The sequence below is a fragment of the Actinomadura sp. 3N407 genome (assembly GCF_052245875.1).
In the GTDB taxonomy this organism is placed as follows: Bacteria; Actinomycetota; Actinomycetes; order Streptosporangiales; family Streptosporangiaceae; genus Spirillospora.
Genome location: NZ_JBQQBP010000010.1, coordinates 166,558 through 183,870, shown reverse-complemented (window position 1 = coordinate 183,870; position 17,313 = coordinate 166,558). Strand labels below are relative to the sequence as shown.

Below are 17,313 nucleotides of genomic sequence, written 5' to 3'. Positions count from 1 at the left end.
GATGAGTCCAGCCGTTCCGTTCTGCGTCCCGCCGCTCACCGACGGGGTGCCCGACGCGGTCGCCAAGGTGCTCGACTCCCGATGGCTCACCACGGGCCCGGAGACCGCCGCGTTCGAGCAGGAGTTCGCCGACCACCTCGGCGCCGCGCACGTCGTCGCGGTCGCCTCGTGCACGAGCGCGCTGGAGCTGAGCCTGCGCGCGATGGACCTGCCGCCGGAGTCGCCGGTGCTGACGCCCAGCCTGACGTTCTGCGGTGCGATCAACGCGATCCTGCACGCCGGTCACCGTCCCGTCCTCGTCGACATCGACGAGGAGACGCTGGTGCCGAGCCCGGAGACGGTCGCCGCGGCCGCGGCCCGGGTGAAGCCCGCCGCGATGGTCACCCAGAACCAGGGCGGCTACCCGGTGGACGTGCAGGCTCTCGCCGCGGCGGCCAGCCTCGACCGGACGAGGGTGGTGGAGGACACCGCGCACGGACCGGGCGCGGCGCGCGGCGGCGCACCGGTCGGGTCGTCCTCGTACGCGGCGTGCTTCTCCTTCTACGCGACGAAGAACATGCCGATCGGCGAGGGCGGCGCCGTCGCGACGAGCGACGAGGAGTTCGCCGACCGGGTCCGGTCGATGCGGCTGCACGGGATGAGCAAGGACTCGTGGAAGCGGTACCTGCCCGGCGGAAGCTGGCGGTACGACGTGAAGAACCTCGGGCTGAAGGCGAACATGACCGACGTCCAGGCGACGATCGGACGCGCCCAGATCCGTTCGCTGCCGGGCTGGCAGCAGGCCCGCGCGGAACTCGTCGCCCGCTACGACGAGGCGCTGGCCGAGGTGCCCGGGGTCGTCCTCCCGCAGCGCAGCAGCCTCGACGGCGTCCAGCACGCCTGGCATCTCTACCAGGTGCGCGTCCCGGACCGCGACGCGGTCGGCGACGAGATGCAGGCGGCGGGCGTCGGAACGTCCGTCCACTTCATCCCGGCCAACCAGCTGACCGCCTACCGGCAGGTCCTCGGCGAGGAGGAGTGCGGGCGGCTGCCGGTGACCGACCGGGTCGCCGAGGAGCTGCTGTCGCTGCCGCTCTACCCGGGACTGACGGCGGACGGCCAGAACCGGGTCGTCGCCGCCCTCGCCGAGGCGCTGCGGACGCGGAACTGACCGTGCGCTGGTTCCCGCCGCACCGGCTCCGCCGGGTCGCCGCTCCCGCCCCGGCCGCCGGGGTCACGCCGCCGGCCAGTCCGTTCGCCCTTCTGCTGGACCGTGACGAGATCGTCCTCGCCGACCCGCGCGGGCGTCGCCTCCTGCGCGGCCGGCGGGTGCTCGTCACCGGCGCCTGCGGGACGGTCGGCGGCGCGCTGTGCCGGCGGATCTGGCGGCTCGGCCCGGCCGCGCTGTGCCTCGTCGACAGGGACGAACGCGGACTGGAGCGGCTCGCCTGCGAGCTGGCCGGGATGCCGGGCGGCGGCCGCGTCACCCTCGCCGAGGCGGACGTGCGGGACGCGGACCGCGTCGACGGCGTCATCGGGGACGCCCGGCCCGAGCTGCTCTTCCACGCGGCGGGCCAGAACCGGCTGTCCGCGGTCGAGGACGATCCGTGCCGCGGCGTCACCGACAATGTGCTCACCACCCGGCACGTCGTCGACAGCGCGGTGCGGCACGGGGTGCGGCGGCTCGTGTTCGTCTCGTCCGATCGGGCGGCGGAGCCGACGTCGGTGCTGGGCGCGACGATGCGGCTCGGGGAACTTCTGCTGCAGACGGCGACGGGCGGCCCGACGTGCTTCGCGGCCGTCCGCATCGGCGACGTCATCGGCGCGCCGAGCGCGCCGTTCGGCCAATTCGGCTCATTCGGCTCATTGGGTCCACTGGGTCCACTCGACCCACCCGATCCCCCCGATCCACCTGATCCGTCCGATCCACTCGGCCCGCTCAATCCACCCGACCCACCCGATCTACCCGGCCCGCTCGATCCGCTCGGCCCGCTCGCGCACCGGATCGCGGCCGGTGAGGTCATCACGATCACGCATCCGGAGGCGGCGCGGCACGTCATGACGGTGAGGGAGGCGGCGGGCCTGCTGATCGAGGCGGCGGCGCTCGCGGAGGAGGCGGAGACGTTCGCCCTCGACATCGGCTGCCCCCTCCCGGTCCTCGACCTCGTGCAGCGGTACGCCGCGCAGCTCCGCTCGCCCACGGTGACGATCAGGTTCAGCGGACTCGGGCCCGGCGAGAAGCTCACCGAGAAGGCGTTCGCCGACTCCGAGCGGCGCATCCGCACCGCCCACCCGAAGATCTGGGGAACGCGGCCCGTGCCGCCGCCCGCCGGGCTGCCGCAGCTGCTCGACACGCTCGCCGCCGCGGCCGAGGCGGGCGACGCGGCCGGGGTGCGGCTGCTGCTGCGCCGCCTGCTGCCGGAGTACCGCCCGGCCCGGCGTCCCCTCCCGGACTGTGAGGTGACCCATGAGTACAGGTAGGCACGTAGATGCAGATAGGCATGTGAGTACAGGTGGGAAACTGCGCGTCGCGCAGGTGATCACCCGCTTCAACGGCGGCGGCGGCCGCGTCGCGCTGAACGGGGCGCTGGCGCTGCCGGACGGCACATACGAGCGGGCGATCGTCACCGGCGGCGTCGGCATGGACAGCGAGCCCTCCGCCGGCCGCGGCACCGTGTTCTACGGCGACGAGGCCGTCGCGAACGCCGCCGCCGGAGACCTCACGCCCGATGCGCACCGCGCCGGGATGGAGATCGTCCAGGTGGGGCCGCTGGTGCCGCAGATCTCGCCGCGCGACGACCTCGCCGCGCTGTCCACCCTCACCAAGGTGCTGGCGGAAGGCCGGTACGACGTCGTCCACACCCATTCCTCCAAGGCCGGCGTCATCGGGCGGCTCGCGGCGGCACGCGCCGGCGTGCCCCGCATCGTGCACACCTGGCACGGGTTCCCGTTCAACGAGTTCCAGTCGTGGGCGCGGCGCACCGCCTACATCCGCCTCGAACGCATCGCCGCGAAGCACACCGACGCGTTCCTCGGGATCGGGTCGGAGACGGTGACGACCGCGCTGCGGCTGGGCCTCACGACGCCGGAGCGGGTGCGGCTGTCGTGGCCGGCCGTGGACGTCGACGCGTACGCGACCGTCCCCGGGGCCAGGGCGCAGGCGCGCCGCCGCCTCGACCTGCCCCTCGGGGTGAAGGTCGTCGGATCGATCGGCCGGCTCACTTTCCAGAAGGGCCCGGAGATCTTCGCGAGGGCCATCGCCCGGTTGCCGGACGACGTGTTCGGGCTGTGGGTCGGCGGCGGCCCCATGGCGGACCGGCTGGCGAAGCTCACCGCGAAGCTCGGCGTCGAGGACCGGATGCGCTGGCTCGGGCACAGCGACGACGTCGCCGCCGTCCTGCCCGCGTTCGACCTTATGGCGATGGCGAGCCGCTGGGAGGGCCTGCCCTGCGTGCTGGTCGAGGCGATCAGCGCCGGGATCCCGCTCGTCGCGACGGCCGTCCCGTCCAACCAGGACCTCGTCCTCGCCGGTGAGACCGGCCTGCTCGTCCCGCCGGAGGACCCGGAGCGGCTCGCCGGCGCCATCGCCGCACTGCTGGACGACCCGGCCGCCGCCGATCGGATGGCCGAACGCGCCCGGGGCCGGATCGGCGACTGGTTCTCCCCCGCCCACCTCGGCATGGTCCTGGACGAGACGTACAGGGGCACCTCCAGGCGGCCCTACCAGCGGCCATGACGACGACCGCGACCAGCGCCGCCCCTGCGGGCGCCGCCCCGGCCGGGGCACCGGCCGGGGCGGCACCGCCGCGGGAGCCACGGGAGCCTCCGGAGCTTCGGCGGCGGTGGCGGCCGGAGGCGGCCGCCCTCGTCGCGGGCATCGCGTCGCTGCCGCTGCTGATGCCCGCCGGGCTCGCGCCCGGACCAGGCAACACGGGGCTGCCCGATGTGGTGCTGATCGTGCTCGCCGTCACGACGTTCCTCTGGGCGGGGACGCGCAAGCTGCCCGTCCGCTGGCCGTTCCTGCTGCCCACCCTGCTCACGGTCATCGCGGGCGGCATCGCGGCGCTCGCCAACGACGGCGTCGGGGCGCTCACCCTCCTCAAGGACCTGTACGTGCTGCTGTGGGCGGTCTGCATCGCCAACCTCGGCCGCGACCCGTCCCTGCTCCGCGTCGCGCTGCGCGCCTTCGTCTGGGTCGGCACGATCTACGCGCTCGTCATGATGACCGGCTTCGCGATCGGGAACGACGCGATGTCCGGCAAGCAGGTCGACGGCGAGCGCCTGATGTTCACCTTCGGCGACGCCAACTACGCGGCCAACTGGTTCATCTGCGTCTTCTTCATCGCGCGCGCCACCCGCTTCCCGGAGAGGACGTGGAAGCGCCGGACGGTGTGCGGGATCCTCATCGCCGCCGAGTTGCTGACCGGCTCGAACGGCGGCCTGCTCGCGCTGTGCTGCGCCCTGCTGCTCGGCTACCTGTTCCGGCTGTTCCGCGAGGGAAAGGCCCACCACGCCGTCGCGGTCGGCGCCGCCGCCGTGTTCCTCGGCGGCGGCGCGGTCACGGCGGTCACCCAGTTCGACGTCCAGCCGTTGCTGGACCGCGCCGCCGAGGCGTCCCCGCTACTCCGCGACTCCATCGGCCGGACGACCGGGGAGAGCACCGAGTCGCGCAGCACCGTCTTCACCACGACCTGGCACATGATCGAGGCCCAGGCCCACCCGTGGGGCATCGGCGCCGCGCAGACCGAGACGCAGATGCGCGTCCGGCAGGAGCCGTACGTCCAGGAGGCGCACAACGACTACATCGCCTCGGTGCTCGAGCGCGGGTTCCTCGGCGGGATCGCGCTGATCCTGATGCTGTCGGTGCTGGTGCTGAGGTCCGTGCGGATCGCCCGGCGGGGGGCGCTGGCGCCCGAGTACGCGCGGCTCGTCCCGCATCCCGAGCTCTTCGGGGCCCTCCTCGCCGTGTTCTTCATCTGCGCGTTGTTCTACGAGGTCCTGCACTACCGGCACGGCTTCGCGATCTTCGGCCTGATCGCGGCCCTCGACCTCTTCGGCCGCCGCACCCGGCGATCCGGCGGGCCGCCGCGGGCGCCCGGACCGCATCCCCCCGGACCGCATCCCCCCGGACCACACGCGCCCGGACCACACACGCCCGGACCACACACGCCCGGACCACACATGAAGGCCGGTCCCGGCATGCGGAAACCGGTCCGCGGAATGAGCTTCCAGGCGAGCCCGCCGACGCGAACGATCACCGCGCCGCCAAGCCCCAAGGGCGACGCGATGAAAGCGGTCCGCGGACGACTCGTGTCGCTGGTCGCCGGGAACATGGCGGGGCGGGTGGGGGCGCTGGCGTCGCTGGGGGTCGCGACGGTCCTCGTCGCGCGTGTCGGGGGGCCGGAGCTGGTCGGGGCGTTCACGCTCGTCCGGATCCTGCCGGGGCTGCTCTGTCACCTGTCGAACGCGGGACTGCCGGCCGCCGCACCCTATTTCCTGGCGCGGGACGACCACGACCAGAGCCGGGTGCGGCCGACGCTCGCGTGGCTGACGGTGATCGGGGCCTTCCTGGCGGCGATGATCTGGCTCGCGCTGAGCCCGCTGCTCTTCCTCGTGTTCTTCAAGTCGTTCGGCGTCTGGGTGACGCTCGCCGCAGCCGTCCCGTCGTTCACGCAGGGATTCGTGTCCGTCGGGAAGGGGCTGCTCCAGGGGACGGACGACCCGCACGGCGCGAGCCTCGCCATCGCCGTCGAAGAGTTCGTGTTCCTGCCGATCTACATCGTGATCCTGCTGGGCTGGCACGGGCCGGGCGCCCTCGTCGCCGGTCTGGTGCTCGCCGACATCGCCGCCGCGGCGTGGATCGCGCTGCGGCTGAGGCGGCGCGGGTTCTTCCGCGGCTGGGGCCGCCCGGACGAGCGGCTCGGCAGATCGATCGCCGGATACGGGTTCCGGGGCTACGTCGGCCAGCTCATCGATCTCCTCCAGCTCCGCTTCGACATGGCGCTGCTGGGCGCGCTCGCCGGGCCGAAGGTGCTGGGCGTCTACACGGTCGCGAGCAAGTTCGCGGAGCTGGTGCAGCTGCCCGGCCTCGCCGTGAACTACGTCCTGTACCCCGACTTCGCGAGGGAGGACAACAGGAGTGCCGCACGCCGCACCGCGGCCCTCATCCTGCCCGCGCTCGGCATCTCCGTGCTCGCCGCGCTGCCGCTCGCGCTCATCGCCGGGACGGCGCTGCCGTGGGTGTTCGGCGACGTGTTCGACGACGCGGTCGTGCCCACCTACATCCGTCTCGCCGGCGTCGTCACGTTCGGTGTGACGGGTCTCGTCATGGCCTACCTGTACGGGGTCGGGCGGCCGGGAGCCGCGTCCACCGGGCAGGGCATCGGCCTGCTGGTCGTCGTCGTGCTCGGCCTCGTACTGATCCCGGCGCACGGCGCGGAGGGCGCCGCGATCGCGACGTCCGTCTCCTTCATCGCCACCACCGCGGCTCTGCTGGTCTGGTTCCAGTACGCCAGGAACAAGGGGTGACCATGTCCGAGGACCTCATCGCCCGTCCCGTCGACCCGTCCGACGGCGTTCCGCCCTCGCGCGGGCGGCGGGCGCTGGACATCGCCGGCGCGCTGGCCGGGCTGCTGCTGTTCTCCGTCCCGCTGGTGCTCGTCTACCTGCTGGTGCGGCTGACGAGCCGGGGGCCGGGGATCTTCCGGCAGACCCGGGTCGGGCAGGGCGGCCGGCCGTTCACCATCTACAAGTTCCGGACGATGCGGCAGAACGTCGGCGGCATCAAGGTCACCGCGACCAGCGACCCGCGGGTCACCCGGCTCGGCCGGCTGCTGCGCCGCTGGTATCTGGACGAGCTGCCGCAGCTCGTGAACGTCCTGCGCGGCGACATGACGCTCGTCGGGCCGCGCCCGGAGACCTACGACCTCGCGGTGTACTACGACGCGCGGTGGCGGTGGGTCTTCGATCACCGGCCGGGGATGACGGGCGTGTCACAGGTCAGGTTCCGGGACTCCGACGTGCTGCCGCCGGGCGAGGAGGTCGATCTCGCCTTCTACGTCGAGCGGCTCGCCCCGGCGCAGGCGGCGGTCGACGCGGTGTATCTGAGCGACCCGTCGATGCGCGCGACGCTCCGGACGCTGGCCCAGACCGTGTGGTACGTCCTGGGGTTCACCGTCCCGCCGTTGCGGGTGTCGGCGGACGGGAAGGTGACGGAGGTAACGGCGCCGTCCGACGCCGCGCGTCCCGCCGAGGAGCCCGAGTCCGCCGCCTAGCGGCCGCGCCGGAAAGGCACCGCATGTACGTCTGGAGCGTCCGGTTCAGGATCACGGCCGTCGCCGCGGCGGTCGCGCTGACCGCGGGGCTCCTGCTCTACCTGCGCGCGGACCCGTCGTCCGGGCACGAGCCGTACCGCGGGCCGCTCGCCTCACCCGGCACGCCCGCGACGAAGCCGGGCGGGACGCGCCGCATCGCGCTGAACAGCGAGCCCGCCGACCATCCGCGGCTGCGGGCGCTCGGCTACGACCTCGTGGACGTGAAGCCGGACGACGCGCTCGTCGCCGGGATCCCGTCCGGCATGCGGGCGATGCTGTGGGTCGGCAATTTCACCTGCGGCGACTTCGAGCTCGACTTCGCATCGTTCAAGCGGGCCGTCCGGCGGTTCGGACGCGACCCGAGGGTGTACGGCTGGTACCTCTCGGACGAGCCCAACCCCGGCGAATGCCCCGGGATCCCGGAAGAAATCCGCCGCCGCGCCGACCACCTCCGGCGGAACGCACCCGGCCAGATCTCGTTCATCTCGCTCACCGACTGGCCGATGAGACCGCTCACGCCTGAAAACGTCGGCGTCGACCTGGTCGGCCTTGACCCCTACCCCTGCAAGGGCTCGGCGCAGACCCGCGAACACTGCGACATCGGAGCGATCGACCGGATGGTCCGCATGGCCGACGCCGCCGGCATCCCGCGCTCCAGGGTCGCGCCCGTGCTGCAGACGTTCGGGCAGAGCTGCTCCAAGGGCGACAAGCAGTACTGGCTGCCCACCCAGACCCAGTTCCGCAAGATCCTCGCCCGCTGGGACGCCCTGATACCGCGTCCCTCGCTGGAGATCTCCTACTCCTGGGGCCACCAGGACGAGTGGGCCTGCCCCACCCTCGCCGACGCCGCCGGCGGTGACCACCCCGATCTGCAGAGCATCATCAAGGCCCGCAACACCGGCTGACGCTCGCCCGGCGGCTAGTCCTGCCCCTGCCTGTCGGCGACGGCCGGCTGCGGGGAACTGGACGGGAACGGGACCTCCATGGACCCGAGCTTCACGGCCAGAACTTCCATCACACCGACGACCAAAACAAACACGACGGCCATAAAGCCGAGCCTCTTGCGGTCCACCCCGCGCACCCTTTCCAACCCCCAGCTTGCGCCAATCCCCCAGTTAAGCAGGCAAAAAACGTAACACACCACAATGCGGAACCCCGTGCCGAACACGCGAAGTGCCCACATCGTTACAACTCAACCCGCCCAACCCAAGAGCCCGAAACAACCCCCACGGAGACCGAAACACGCCCCGTCCCCGTCTCCAACAAACCGGCCCGTGACCAACAAACCGGCCCGTCTCCAACGGACCGTTCCGTTGGAGACGGGCCGACCCCGCCGGCTCGGCCCTCAGCCCGGCGGGCGCGGGGAGTGGGCCCGGCGCGCTGCGTCCCCGCAGCGCGGCCGGGCGTTCCAAGGGTGTTCCCCGATCAGCACAAACGGCTTGTCAGGTTGGCGGCTCGGGCGTTGACGCATTTGCCGCTGGCGAGGTCGAAGGCGAAGTTGTGGGCGAGGCAGTGGATCTGGCCGTCGCGGACGACGGCGCCGACGGAGAGGTCTTCGCCGGCGTGGGGGCAGTAGCGGGGGATGTCGTAGCGGCTGCCGTCGGCTTCGACGGTGATGCGTTCGCTCTCGTCGCGTCCGGTCTCGTAGGCCTCGACGGCCATCAGGGCGGGCGCGTTGGCGTGTTTGAGGAGGCCGACGAGGTAGTCGTTGTAGACGTCGGGGTCGCGGTAGAGGCTGACGCGGAACGAGATGAGGAGGTCCTCCCATGCCATGCGGCCGGCGAGGATGCTGTTCACCCAGCGGCCCGCGGTCGTGATCCGGTAGTGGGGGCGGACGTGGGGGGAGGCCGGGGAGACGGTGAGTCCGTCCGGGGTGAAGTCCACGTCCCAGACGCCGCCGTTCGGGCCGGTGACCTCGAACCGGACGATCATGGCGATCTGGCGGAGGAAGTAGTCGCTGAGGCTTCCGAGGTATTCGAAGTGGGCGACGAAGCGGTCGTACAGGTCGGGGCCGGGTTCGGGATGGTCCGCCATCACTTCGGCGATGGCGGGGGCCCGGTCGGCGGCGTAACGCTTGAGGTAGTCGGCGGAGTCGGTGAAGGTGAACTCGGCGGAGACGGGGTCGCGGGTGCATTCGCCGGTGTCGAGGTCGACGATGTCGCCGGGTTTGAAGGAGTCCCAGCGCTGCCCCGGGAGGTGCTCGCGCAGCCACGTGGCGGAGATGTCCGGGTCGCAGAACGCGCCTTCGCGCTGGTCGAGGACCCAGTTGAGGTGGCCGACCTCGGCGTCCAGGAAGCAGGGCGGACCGGCGAACGGGACGGCGAGCTCCGGTGCGGTCTGCCGGACGAGACGCTGCGCGGCGCGGAGCTTGGACACCCGCTTGTCCATGGAGATCTTGGCCATTTCGGCGGCCGGGTACTCGTAGCAGATCGGGTGCCAGGACGCGCCGGACGTCTGCAGGGCCATCAGGTCGAGCCGGCCGCCCGCCAGGTGCTTGGCGCGGCGCGCCTGCGCGGCGGTGAGGCGGGCGTCGTTGCAGTGCAGGATTCCGCGGCCGTCGGCGACGATGAGAAAGGCGGCGTCATGGCACATCGGCGAGAGTTCCGGAATCGCGGTGATCCAGGAGCCCCGATTGTCGAGCGGGAATTTCTCCCACGCCGTCAACTCGATTACCTGGCGGCCGCCCGCGGCGGCCAGCATGCGTTCCCGGAAGGCCGGTCCCGGATAGCACGGAATGAGGATTCGGGTCCGTGCCGGAAGCCGGTCGAGGACCCATGGGTCGAAGTGATCTAGATGCTCGTGCGAGACAGCGACCCAGTCGGCGTCGAGCAACGGGGCGGTGTCGAGATGATCGTTTCTCGGATACTGGTGCCAGGCTCCGAGAAAGGCCCCCGTTGGAGCGAGCCACGGGTCTGCGAGCAGGTGGAACGCGGCCGCGTCCACCGCCACCCCCGCATGTCCGAGAAATGTGACCGTCGGCATGTGAAGACTGTCTCTCCGCGGGCGCGCCGGCGCACCCGCAGGAATGCGCAATGCGGCTACGCCGTAGGCATGAAAATAAAGGGCAAGGAGTAACTGACTATCCCCGCTGAGACGCTCCGACAATGAGGAAAGTTTGCGCCCCCCCAACTGCATGTCCAGAAGTGGACATGCGCTGGTCTATTGTGGTCAATTCACTGGACATCCACAGGTCGCAGGGGTGACCGTCTGAGGCGGGTGCTGGAATAAACGACGGGGGTTCTCATGAACAACGGGCGGTCTCGGCCGTCTCCGGCGGGCGTGGGGACGCTCGCCGGGACGGGTCCGCGGAGTGCCGGGCCCTACGGCGAACCCGGGGAGCCGGCCGACCACATGCCGGCCGACCACATGCCGGCCGACCACATGCCGGCCGACCACGCGCCGGCGGGCCACCGGCCGGCCGAACCCTGGCCGGCCGGCCAGGAGGAGGACGTCCTGTGGAGGCGGCGGCTCCGGCACGACATCCGGCACGAACTCGGCACGATCATCATGCTGGCCTCGGTCGTCGTCACCGCGGAGGACGTCGGCGAAGCCAGCCGAGCGCGCGTGGAGCAGCTCCTCGGCGAGACCCGGTGGCTCGACCATCTCCTGCGGCGGCTCGAGGAGGACGACGGGCCGGACAACGGCGGCGAACGGCCGCTGCCCTGCCCGGAACGCGTCCGGGTGGACGACCTCACCGCCGAGGTCGTCACCGGGATGCGTCTCGCCACGCGGCACGAAGTGTGCTTCACCGGCGGTGAAGCGTGGGCGCACATGGATCCGGTCGCGTTGTGGCGCGCGGTCCGCAACGTCCTCGACAACGCGTGCCGCGTCGCGGACGGGCGGGTGAACGTGCGCGTCGAGGCGGACCAGGGCTGGGTCGTCATCCAGGTCGACGACGACGGGCCCGGGTTCGGTGCGGTCCGGGAGCCGCACCCGGGCGGTGAACTCCACCGGGGCGGGGAACCGCACCCGGCTGGGGAGGCGCACCCGCGGCGGCGCGGCGGGCTCGCGTCGCTCGGGCTCGGCATCGTCCACGACCTCATCTCCGGCCACGGCGGCAGCCTGGAGATCCGCACCTGCGAGATGGGCGGGGCGCGGGTGCGGATGCTGCTGCCGGCGGCGCCGCCACCGGACACGGCGGCCGGACCGGCCGGCGACCCGCACGGCGATGACTGGCGGCCCCATCCATGAGAATGATCATCTGCGATGACCACGCGGTCTTCGCCGAGTCGCTGTCGCTGGTGCTGACGGACGCCGGGCACTGCGTCGTCGAGGTGACCTACTCCCCCGCGGACGCGCTGCCCGCGATGCGGGCCAGGCAGCCCGACGTCTGCCTCATCGATCTGCAGTTCCCGTCCGGTACGGCGCTCGACTGGATACCGAGGCTGCGGGCCGCCTCCCCGCGCACGGACTTCGTCGTCCTCACCGGGTTCCTTGAGCAGCCGGTGCTGGACGCCGGGATCGCGGTGGGCGTGCGCGGGTTCGCCCACAAGGGCCAGCAGGCCCGCGACATCCTCACCGTGCTGCGCCGGGTCGGGAACGGCGAGGTCGTCGTCGATCAGATGACCCGGCGCGGTCCGGCGCGGCCGCGCAACCAGGCGCAGCAGGTCGCGCAGTTCCTGACCCCGCGTGAACGCGAGGTGCTGACCCGCCTGGTGCGCGGCGAGTCGACGCAGGCGCTGGCGAAGGCGATGGGCGTGACGCGCAGCACCGCGCGCAGCCATGTGCAGAGCGTGCTGAGCAAGCTCGGTGTGCATTCGCAGCGAGAGGCGGTGATCGAGGCGGCCAGGCACGGCCTGGTCAGCGTGGAAACCGGAGAGTGGCTCGCGGGCTGAGTGCCGTGATCAGTACGACCGGTGAGCAGGACGACCGGTGAGCAAGATGGCCGGTGAGCAGGGCGAACCGTGAGCAGGAGGAGCGGGGCTCGTTCCGCGGATTCGCGGGGCGGCGCCCTGGGAGACGGCCGAATCCGGACCTTTAGGGTTCGGCCGGCTGCGGAACACCCTCGCGGGCGGTCTCTACGCGCTGCTCCGCCACCCCGCGCAGTACGCCCGGCTCCGCGAGGGACGGTCCGACGAGAGGCTCCTCGACGGCGCGGTGGAGGAGATGCTGCGCTGGTGGACGCCGGTCCTCCAGGTCTGGCGCACCGTGCGGCGCGGCACCGTCATCGGCGGCGTGCCGCTGCTCGCCGGTGAGCGGGTCACGCTCTGGCTCGTCTCCGCGAACCACGACGGCGAGGTGTTCCGGGAGCCGGAGCGGTTCGTCCCGGAAAGGTTCCTCAAGGGCGGCCCGTCCCATCTCTGCTTCGGGTTCGGGTATCGCGCCTGCCTGGGCGCGCGGCTGGCCCGCGTGCATCTGCGCGCCCTGCTCGCCGAGCTCCTGGAACGTCCCGGATCGCCGCACCTGGCGGGTGAGCCGGTGATGCTGCGGTCGAGTGCCCGCCACGGCTTCGAGTACCTGCCCGTCCGCTGGACGCCGTGAACCGGCCCTCCGGGCTACGTCCCGGGGAGTAGCGACGCACACTCCCCACGGCCGACGTTATCCCGGACCCCGATGACTTAACGTGCAGGCATGAGCACTTCACCGCCGCACGGCCCGGTCAGGCCGCACTGGCCGAGCCCGGCCGTGTGGCCGGTGTGGGTCGTCCCGGTTCTTCTCGCGTTCTTCCAGCTCTTCGGGTCGCTCGGCGCGCAGCACGGCGGCGAGCCGCAGGGCGGCGCGTCCGAGGGCGAACCGTCCGGCCCGCCGTGGGCGGAGCGTGGCGGCGGACCCGACATCGGCCACACCGATCTGGACGCGCTCGGCTTCGGGCTCCTCCTGGCCGGCCCGGCGCTGCTCCTGCTGCGCCGCCGGCGCCCGGTGTTCACGCTCGCCGCGATCGCGGCGGTGACGGGGCTTTACCTGCTGCGCGCCTACACCTACGGTCCGGCGCCGCTGTCCCTGGCCGTCGCGATGCTCGCGGCGATCGTCGCCGGGCACCGGCTGATCACCTGGGCGGGGACGGGCATCGCGCTCGCCGCCTACTTCGGCCTGACGTCCCTGATCGGCGTCCCGGCGGAGGAACGCGGGTCCGGTGGGGCGTTCCCGGTGGAGGAGCCGACGCTCGTCGGTGCGACGTTCGTCACCGGCTGGGCGCTGGTGGTGCTCGTCACCGCCGAGCTGATCCGGATGCGCGGGCAGCGCGCCGCCGAGACGGCCCGCATCCGCGCCGAGAAGGAACGCCGCCAGGCGAGCGAGGAGCGGCTGCGGATGGCGCGCGAGCTGCACGACGTCCTCGCCCACAACATCTCGATGATCAACGTGCAGGCGGGGGTGGCGCTGCATCTGATGGACGAGAACCCCGAGCAGGCCCGGACGGCGCTCGCCGCCATCAAGGACGCCAGCAAGGACGCGCTCACCGAGATGCGCGGGGTGATCGGCGCGCTGCGGGCGCAGGGCGAGACCGCGCCCCGGACTCCCCCCGCCGGGCTCGACCGGCTGGAGGATCTGGCGGCCCGCGCCCGCTCCGCCGGCCTGCGGGTCGAGGTCGAGATCACCGGGGACCGCCGTCCGCTGCACGCGGGCACCGACCTCGCCGCGTTCCGCATCGTCCAGGAATCGCTGACGAACGTGACGCGCCATGCCGGGCCGGGCCCGGTGACGGCGCGGGTCCACATCGCCTACGGTGAACACGAGATCGTGGTGCGGGTCGAGGACGACGGCCAGGGAGTGTCCCTTCTGGACGACCATCCGGGCGGCAGCGGGATCAGGGGAATGCGGGAGCGGGCCGCCGCGCTCGGCGGCGCGTTCGACGCCGGGCCGCGGCCCGGCGGCGGGTTCCGGGTGCACGCGCGCCTCCCCCTGACCGAGGAGCCGGACGACCCGTCCGCCGCGCCGGAAGACCGGGACACGGCGGGAGACCGGGACATCGCGGGAGACCGGGATATCGCGGGAGACCGGGATATCGCGGGAGACCGGGATATCGCGGGAGACCGGGATATCGCGGGAGACCGGGATACCGCTGAAGACCGGGCCACGCCCGGAAAGGGTACGCAATGAGCCATTCTCACCCTCGGAGGGGCTGAACATGCGGGTCTCTGGTGGAGCGCCGGATGAGAACGGCTCGCTCATCAAGGTCATGCTGGCCGACGACCAGGTGCTGGTCCGGGCCGGATTCCAGGCGCTGCTGAACGCGCAGCCCGACATCGAGGTCGTCGGGGAGGCGAGCGACGGCGAGGAGGCGGTGACGCAGGCGCGCCGGCTGCGTCCCGACGTCATCCTGATGGACATCCGGATGCCGGGCCTGGACGGCCTGGAGGCCACCCGGCGGATCGCCGCCGACGACCGGCTGGACGGCGTCAAGATCGTGATCCTCACCACGTTCGAGCTGGACGAGTACGTCTTCGAGGCGCTGCGCGGCGGCGCGAGCGGGTTCCTGGTCAAGGACACCGAGCCGGTGGAGCTGATCCACGCGGTGCGGGCCGTCGCGGACGGGGACGCGCTGCTGTCGCCCAGCGTGACCAGGCGGCTGATCGCCGAGTTCGCCGCGCGGGCGAAGGAGCCCGCGCCGTCGCCGCGGCTGAACGCGCTGACCGAGCGGGAACGGGAGGTCATGACGCTGGTCGGGGAGGGACTGTCGAACGAGGAGATCGCGGCCCGGCTGGTGGTGAGTCCGGCGACGGCGAAGACCCATGTCAGCCGGACGATGGTCAAGCTCCATGCCCGCGACCGCGCCCAGCTCGTGGTGTTCGCCTACGAGTCCGGGCTGGTCAAACCGGGCTGGCTGCCCTAGAAATTCTTACTCTGGGGCGATTCACTGTTGTCGTCCGCTGGGGCATGGCAGGGTGGACGGCATAGCGCCGTCATGGACGCGAAGGAGTCCGGTGCCGAACGACACGAGGATCCTGGCCGTCGACGACCGGCAGGAGAACCTGACCGCCCTCGCGGCCGTCCTCGACGCCCTCCCCGTGGACGTCGTGCCGGTCACCTCCGGTCAGGCGGCTCTCAAGGAACTGCTGAACGACGACTTCGCGCTGATCCTGCTCGACGTCGTCATGCCGGAGATGGACGGGTTCGAGACGGCGCGGCACATCAAGTCCCGGCCCCGGACCCGCGACATCCCGATCATCTTCCTCACCGCGGGCGGCGCGTCAGGCGAGCAGGCGTTCCGCGGGTACGAGGCCGGCGCGGCGGACTATCTCACCAAGCCGTTCGACCCGTGGCTGCTGCGCGCCAAGGTCTCGGTCTTCGTCGACCTGCACCGCCGCAACCTGGAACTGCAGCGGCAGGCGAAGCTGCTGCGGCAGACCCTCGCGGATGACGAGGGCGGCGATGTCCTGGCGGGCTGCGAAAGGTTCCTGTCCGTCCTCGACGAGCGCCTCCAGCACGTCGAGGACGACGCGGCCCGGATACGCTCCGGTGAGCCGGCCGACGACCTCGACGAGCATGTCGCCGACCTGCGTCTCGTCCTCGACGCCCTGTCGGCGGGCGGCTGACGGCGGGCGGCTGACGGCGGCGCGCGGGGATCACCGGGGTTGTAGCACGGCCACCTGGGCCGCCGTGTCCGTCCTCAGCTTGCCGCGCAGGATGAACGCGCCCGCCAGCACGGCCGCCACGACGAGGATCACCGCGATCGTGACGACCAGGACCGTCTTGCGGTGCTCCACCCGGTCGCCCATCGGGTCGTGGACGGACGGCGGCGGGGGCTGCTGCCAGTTCGTGTACTGCTGCGGCTGCTCCCACGGCAGCGGGGTCTGCGTGGGGAGGCCCTGGTGGGACGGCTGTGACCCGGAGGGCGGCGGCGCCCACTCGGTCTCAAGGAACGTCCGTACTTCCGGGTCGTTTCCGGGACGCGGCGGCGGCGCGTACGCCGACGCGTTCTCGTTCCGTCCCTGGCCGGAACCCTGCCCTTGACCGGAACCCTGCCCCTGGCCGGAGCCCTGCCCCTGGCCGGAGCCCTGCCCCTGGCCGGAGCCCTGCCCCTGGCCGGAACTCTGCCCCTGGCCGGGGGCGCCGAACTGGCCGGGGTCGCGGCGGGTGATCGGTTCCGGCTCGCCCGGGTCGCGGCGGGTGATCGCGTCCAGCTCGTCCGGGTCGAGCACGGTCTCCGACGCGTCATCGGCCGGCCCGCCGGATCGGTCCCGCCCGCCGGGTCGAAATAGGCCGGGGGGATCGTCGGTCACCGTCTCACCGGCCCGCGGAGCCGGCGGGCGGGGCGGCGGAGGCGGCGGGAGGTTCGCCACCTGGGTGAGCAGCGGATGCGCCTGCGCAGCCGTCATCCGGTTCATCGGCTCCCGCGCCAGCAGCCCGTTCAGCACCCGTGCGAGGGGCCCGGCGTTGCGCGCGGGCGGGACCGGCTCGGTCAGCGCTGCCTGCAGCGACGACATCGCGTCCGACCGCTCGTAGGGTGAGCGGCCCTCCACCGCCGCGTACATGGTCGCGCCCAGCGCCCACAGGTCGGACGCCGGCACCGCGCGCTCCCCCTGCGCCCGCTCCGGCGGAATGTAGGCGGGCGAACCCATGACCAGGCCCGTCTGCGTGAGGGTGGCGTCGCCCTCCACCTGCGCGATGCCGAAGTCGGTGAGCACGACCCGCCCCGCGTCGGTGATCAGCACGTTGCTGGGTTTGATGTCGCGGTGCAGGATCCCCTTCTCGTGGGCGTGCCGGAGCGCGCCGAGCATCTGCAGCCCGATGTCGGCGACCCGGCGGTGCTCCATCGCGCCACGGTCCAGCAGGTCCTGGAGGGACGGGGCGAGGACCAGCTCCATCACGATCCACGGCCGGTCCGACTCCTCCACCACGTCGTGGACCGTCACCACCCCGGAGTGGTTCAACCGCGCCGACGCCCGCGCCTCCCGGAACGTCCGCTCGTACAGGACGGCCCGCTCGGAGTCGTTGAGGCCCGGCGGCAGCAGGACCTCCTTGACCGCGACCTCGCGGTCGAGCATCACGTCGAAGGCGCGCCACACGGTGCCCATGCCGCCGCGGCCGACCACCGAGTCGAGCCGGTAGCGGTTACCGAGCAGACGTGCCTGTGCCATGG

The 17,313-nt window shown here is 72.3% G+C and carries 15 protein-coding genes; 12 read left to right on the top strand and 3 right to left on the bottom strand.

Translation table 11 applies throughout. From position 1 onward, the window contains the following. Position 1 precedes the first annotated feature (1 nt). Genes ACTWPP_RS25330 through ACTWPP_RS25305 form a run of 6 tightly spaced genes read left to right on the top strand, consistent with a single transcriptional unit; the run spans position 2 to position 8,197 of the window. Positions 2–1,150 (top strand): DegT/DnrJ/EryC1/StrS family aminotransferase, encoded by a 1,149-nt coding sequence (locus ACTWPP_RS25330; protein ID WP_443106839.1) that lies wholly within the window; start codon positions 2–4, stop codon positions 1,148–1,150. A 2-nt stretch (positions 1,151–1,152) separates the two neighbouring features. After that, a complete protein-coding gene (locus tag ACTWPP_RS25325) occupies positions 1,153–2,460 on the top strand; it encodes an SDR family NAD(P)-dependent oxidoreductase (RefSeq protein WP_443106838.1) in 1,308 nt (435 codons plus the stop codon). A gap of 22 nt (positions 2,461–2,482) precedes the next feature. Further along, positions 2,483–3,715 (top strand): glycosyltransferase, encoded by a 1,233-nt coding sequence (locus tag ACTWPP_RS25320; protein ID WP_443106837.1) that lies wholly within the window; start codon positions 2,483–2,485, stop codon positions 3,713–3,715. Beyond that, positions 3,712–6,507 (top strand): O-antigen ligase family protein, encoded by a 2,796-nt coding sequence (locus ACTWPP_RS25315; protein ID WP_443106836.1) that lies wholly within the window; start codon positions 3,712–3,714, stop codon positions 6,505–6,507. The genes ACTWPP_RS25320 and ACTWPP_RS25315 overlap by 4 nt, the downstream gene beginning before the upstream one ends. Positions 6,508–6,509: 2 nt before the next feature. Next, positions 6,510–7,253 (top strand): sugar transferase, encoded by a 744-nt coding sequence (locus tag ACTWPP_RS25310; protein WP_443106835.1) that lies wholly within the window; start codon positions 6,510–6,512, stop codon positions 7,251–7,253. 23 nt (positions 7,254–7,276) lie between these two features. Beyond that, positions 7,277–8,197, top strand: coding sequence for a hypothetical protein (locus ACTWPP_RS25305; RefSeq protein ID WP_443106834.1), 921 nt, complete (start codon positions 7,277–7,279; stop codon positions 8,195–8,197). 14 nt (positions 8,198–8,211) lie between these two features. Here ACTWPP_RS25305 and ACTWPP_RS25300 read toward each other — a convergent pair whose 3' ends face one another. Together ACTWPP_RS25300 and ACTWPP_RS25295 are read right to left on the bottom strand one after the other, a co-directional pair. Next, positions 8,212–8,364, bottom strand: a complete 153-nt coding sequence (locus ACTWPP_RS25300; RefSeq protein ID WP_443106833.1) for a hypothetical protein — start codon at positions 8,362–8,364, stop codon at positions 8,212–8,214. Positions 8,365–8,717: 353 nt separating this feature from the next. After that, positions 8,718–10,274, bottom strand: a complete 1,557-nt coding sequence (locus ACTWPP_RS25295; protein WP_443106832.1) for a Rieske 2Fe-2S domain-containing protein — start codon at positions 10,272–10,274, stop codon at positions 8,718–8,720. 369 nt (positions 10,275–10,643) lie between these two features. Here ACTWPP_RS25295 and ACTWPP_RS25290 point away from each other — a divergent pair, with 369 nt between their 5' ends. From ACTWPP_RS25290 to ACTWPP_RS25265, 6 genes are all read left to right on the top strand, one after another. Further along, the gene (locus tag ACTWPP_RS25290; protein WP_443106831.1) at positions 10,644–11,483 is read left to right on the top strand and encodes a sensor histidine kinase; all 840 of its coding nucleotides are present in this window, start codon (positions 10,644–10,646) and stop codon (positions 11,481–11,483) included. Between the two features lie 2 nt (positions 11,484–11,485). Next, positions 11,486–12,127, top strand: coding sequence for a response regulator transcription factor (locus ACTWPP_RS25285; RefSeq protein ID WP_443106830.1), 642 nt, complete (start codon positions 11,486–11,488; stop codon positions 12,125–12,127). 100 nt (positions 12,128–12,227) lie between these two features. Then, positions 12,228–12,773: a cytochrome P450 gene (locus tag ACTWPP_RS25280; protein ID WP_443106995.1), complete on the top strand. Its 546-nt coding sequence runs from the start codon at positions 12,228–12,230 to the stop codon at positions 12,771–12,773. Positions 12,774–12,863: 90 nt separating this feature from the next. Then, on the top strand, positions 12,864–14,330 hold the full coding sequence (locus ACTWPP_RS25275) for a histidine kinase (protein ID WP_443106829.1): 1,467 nt from the start codon (positions 12,864–12,866) through the stop codon (positions 14,328–14,330). Positions 14,331–14,358: 28 nt separating this feature from the next. Further along, positions 14,359–15,063: a response regulator gene (locus ACTWPP_RS25270; RefSeq protein WP_443106828.1), complete on the top strand. Its 705-nt coding sequence runs from the start codon at positions 14,359–14,361 to the stop codon at positions 15,061–15,063. A gap of 91 nt (positions 15,064–15,154) precedes the next feature. Next, the gene (locus tag ACTWPP_RS25265; RefSeq protein WP_443106827.1) at positions 15,155–15,766 is read left to right on the top strand and encodes a response regulator; all 612 of its coding nucleotides are present in this window, start codon (positions 15,155–15,157) and stop codon (positions 15,764–15,766) included. Positions 15,767–15,796: 30 nt separating this feature from the next. Here ACTWPP_RS25265 and ACTWPP_RS25260 read toward each other — a convergent pair whose 3' ends face one another. Beyond that, on the bottom strand, positions 15,797–17,311 hold the full coding sequence (locus tag ACTWPP_RS25260; protein ID WP_443106826.1) for a serine/threonine-protein kinase: 1,515 nt from the start codon (positions 17,309–17,311) through the stop codon (positions 15,797–15,799). Positions 17,312–17,313: the final 2 nt, after the last annotated feature.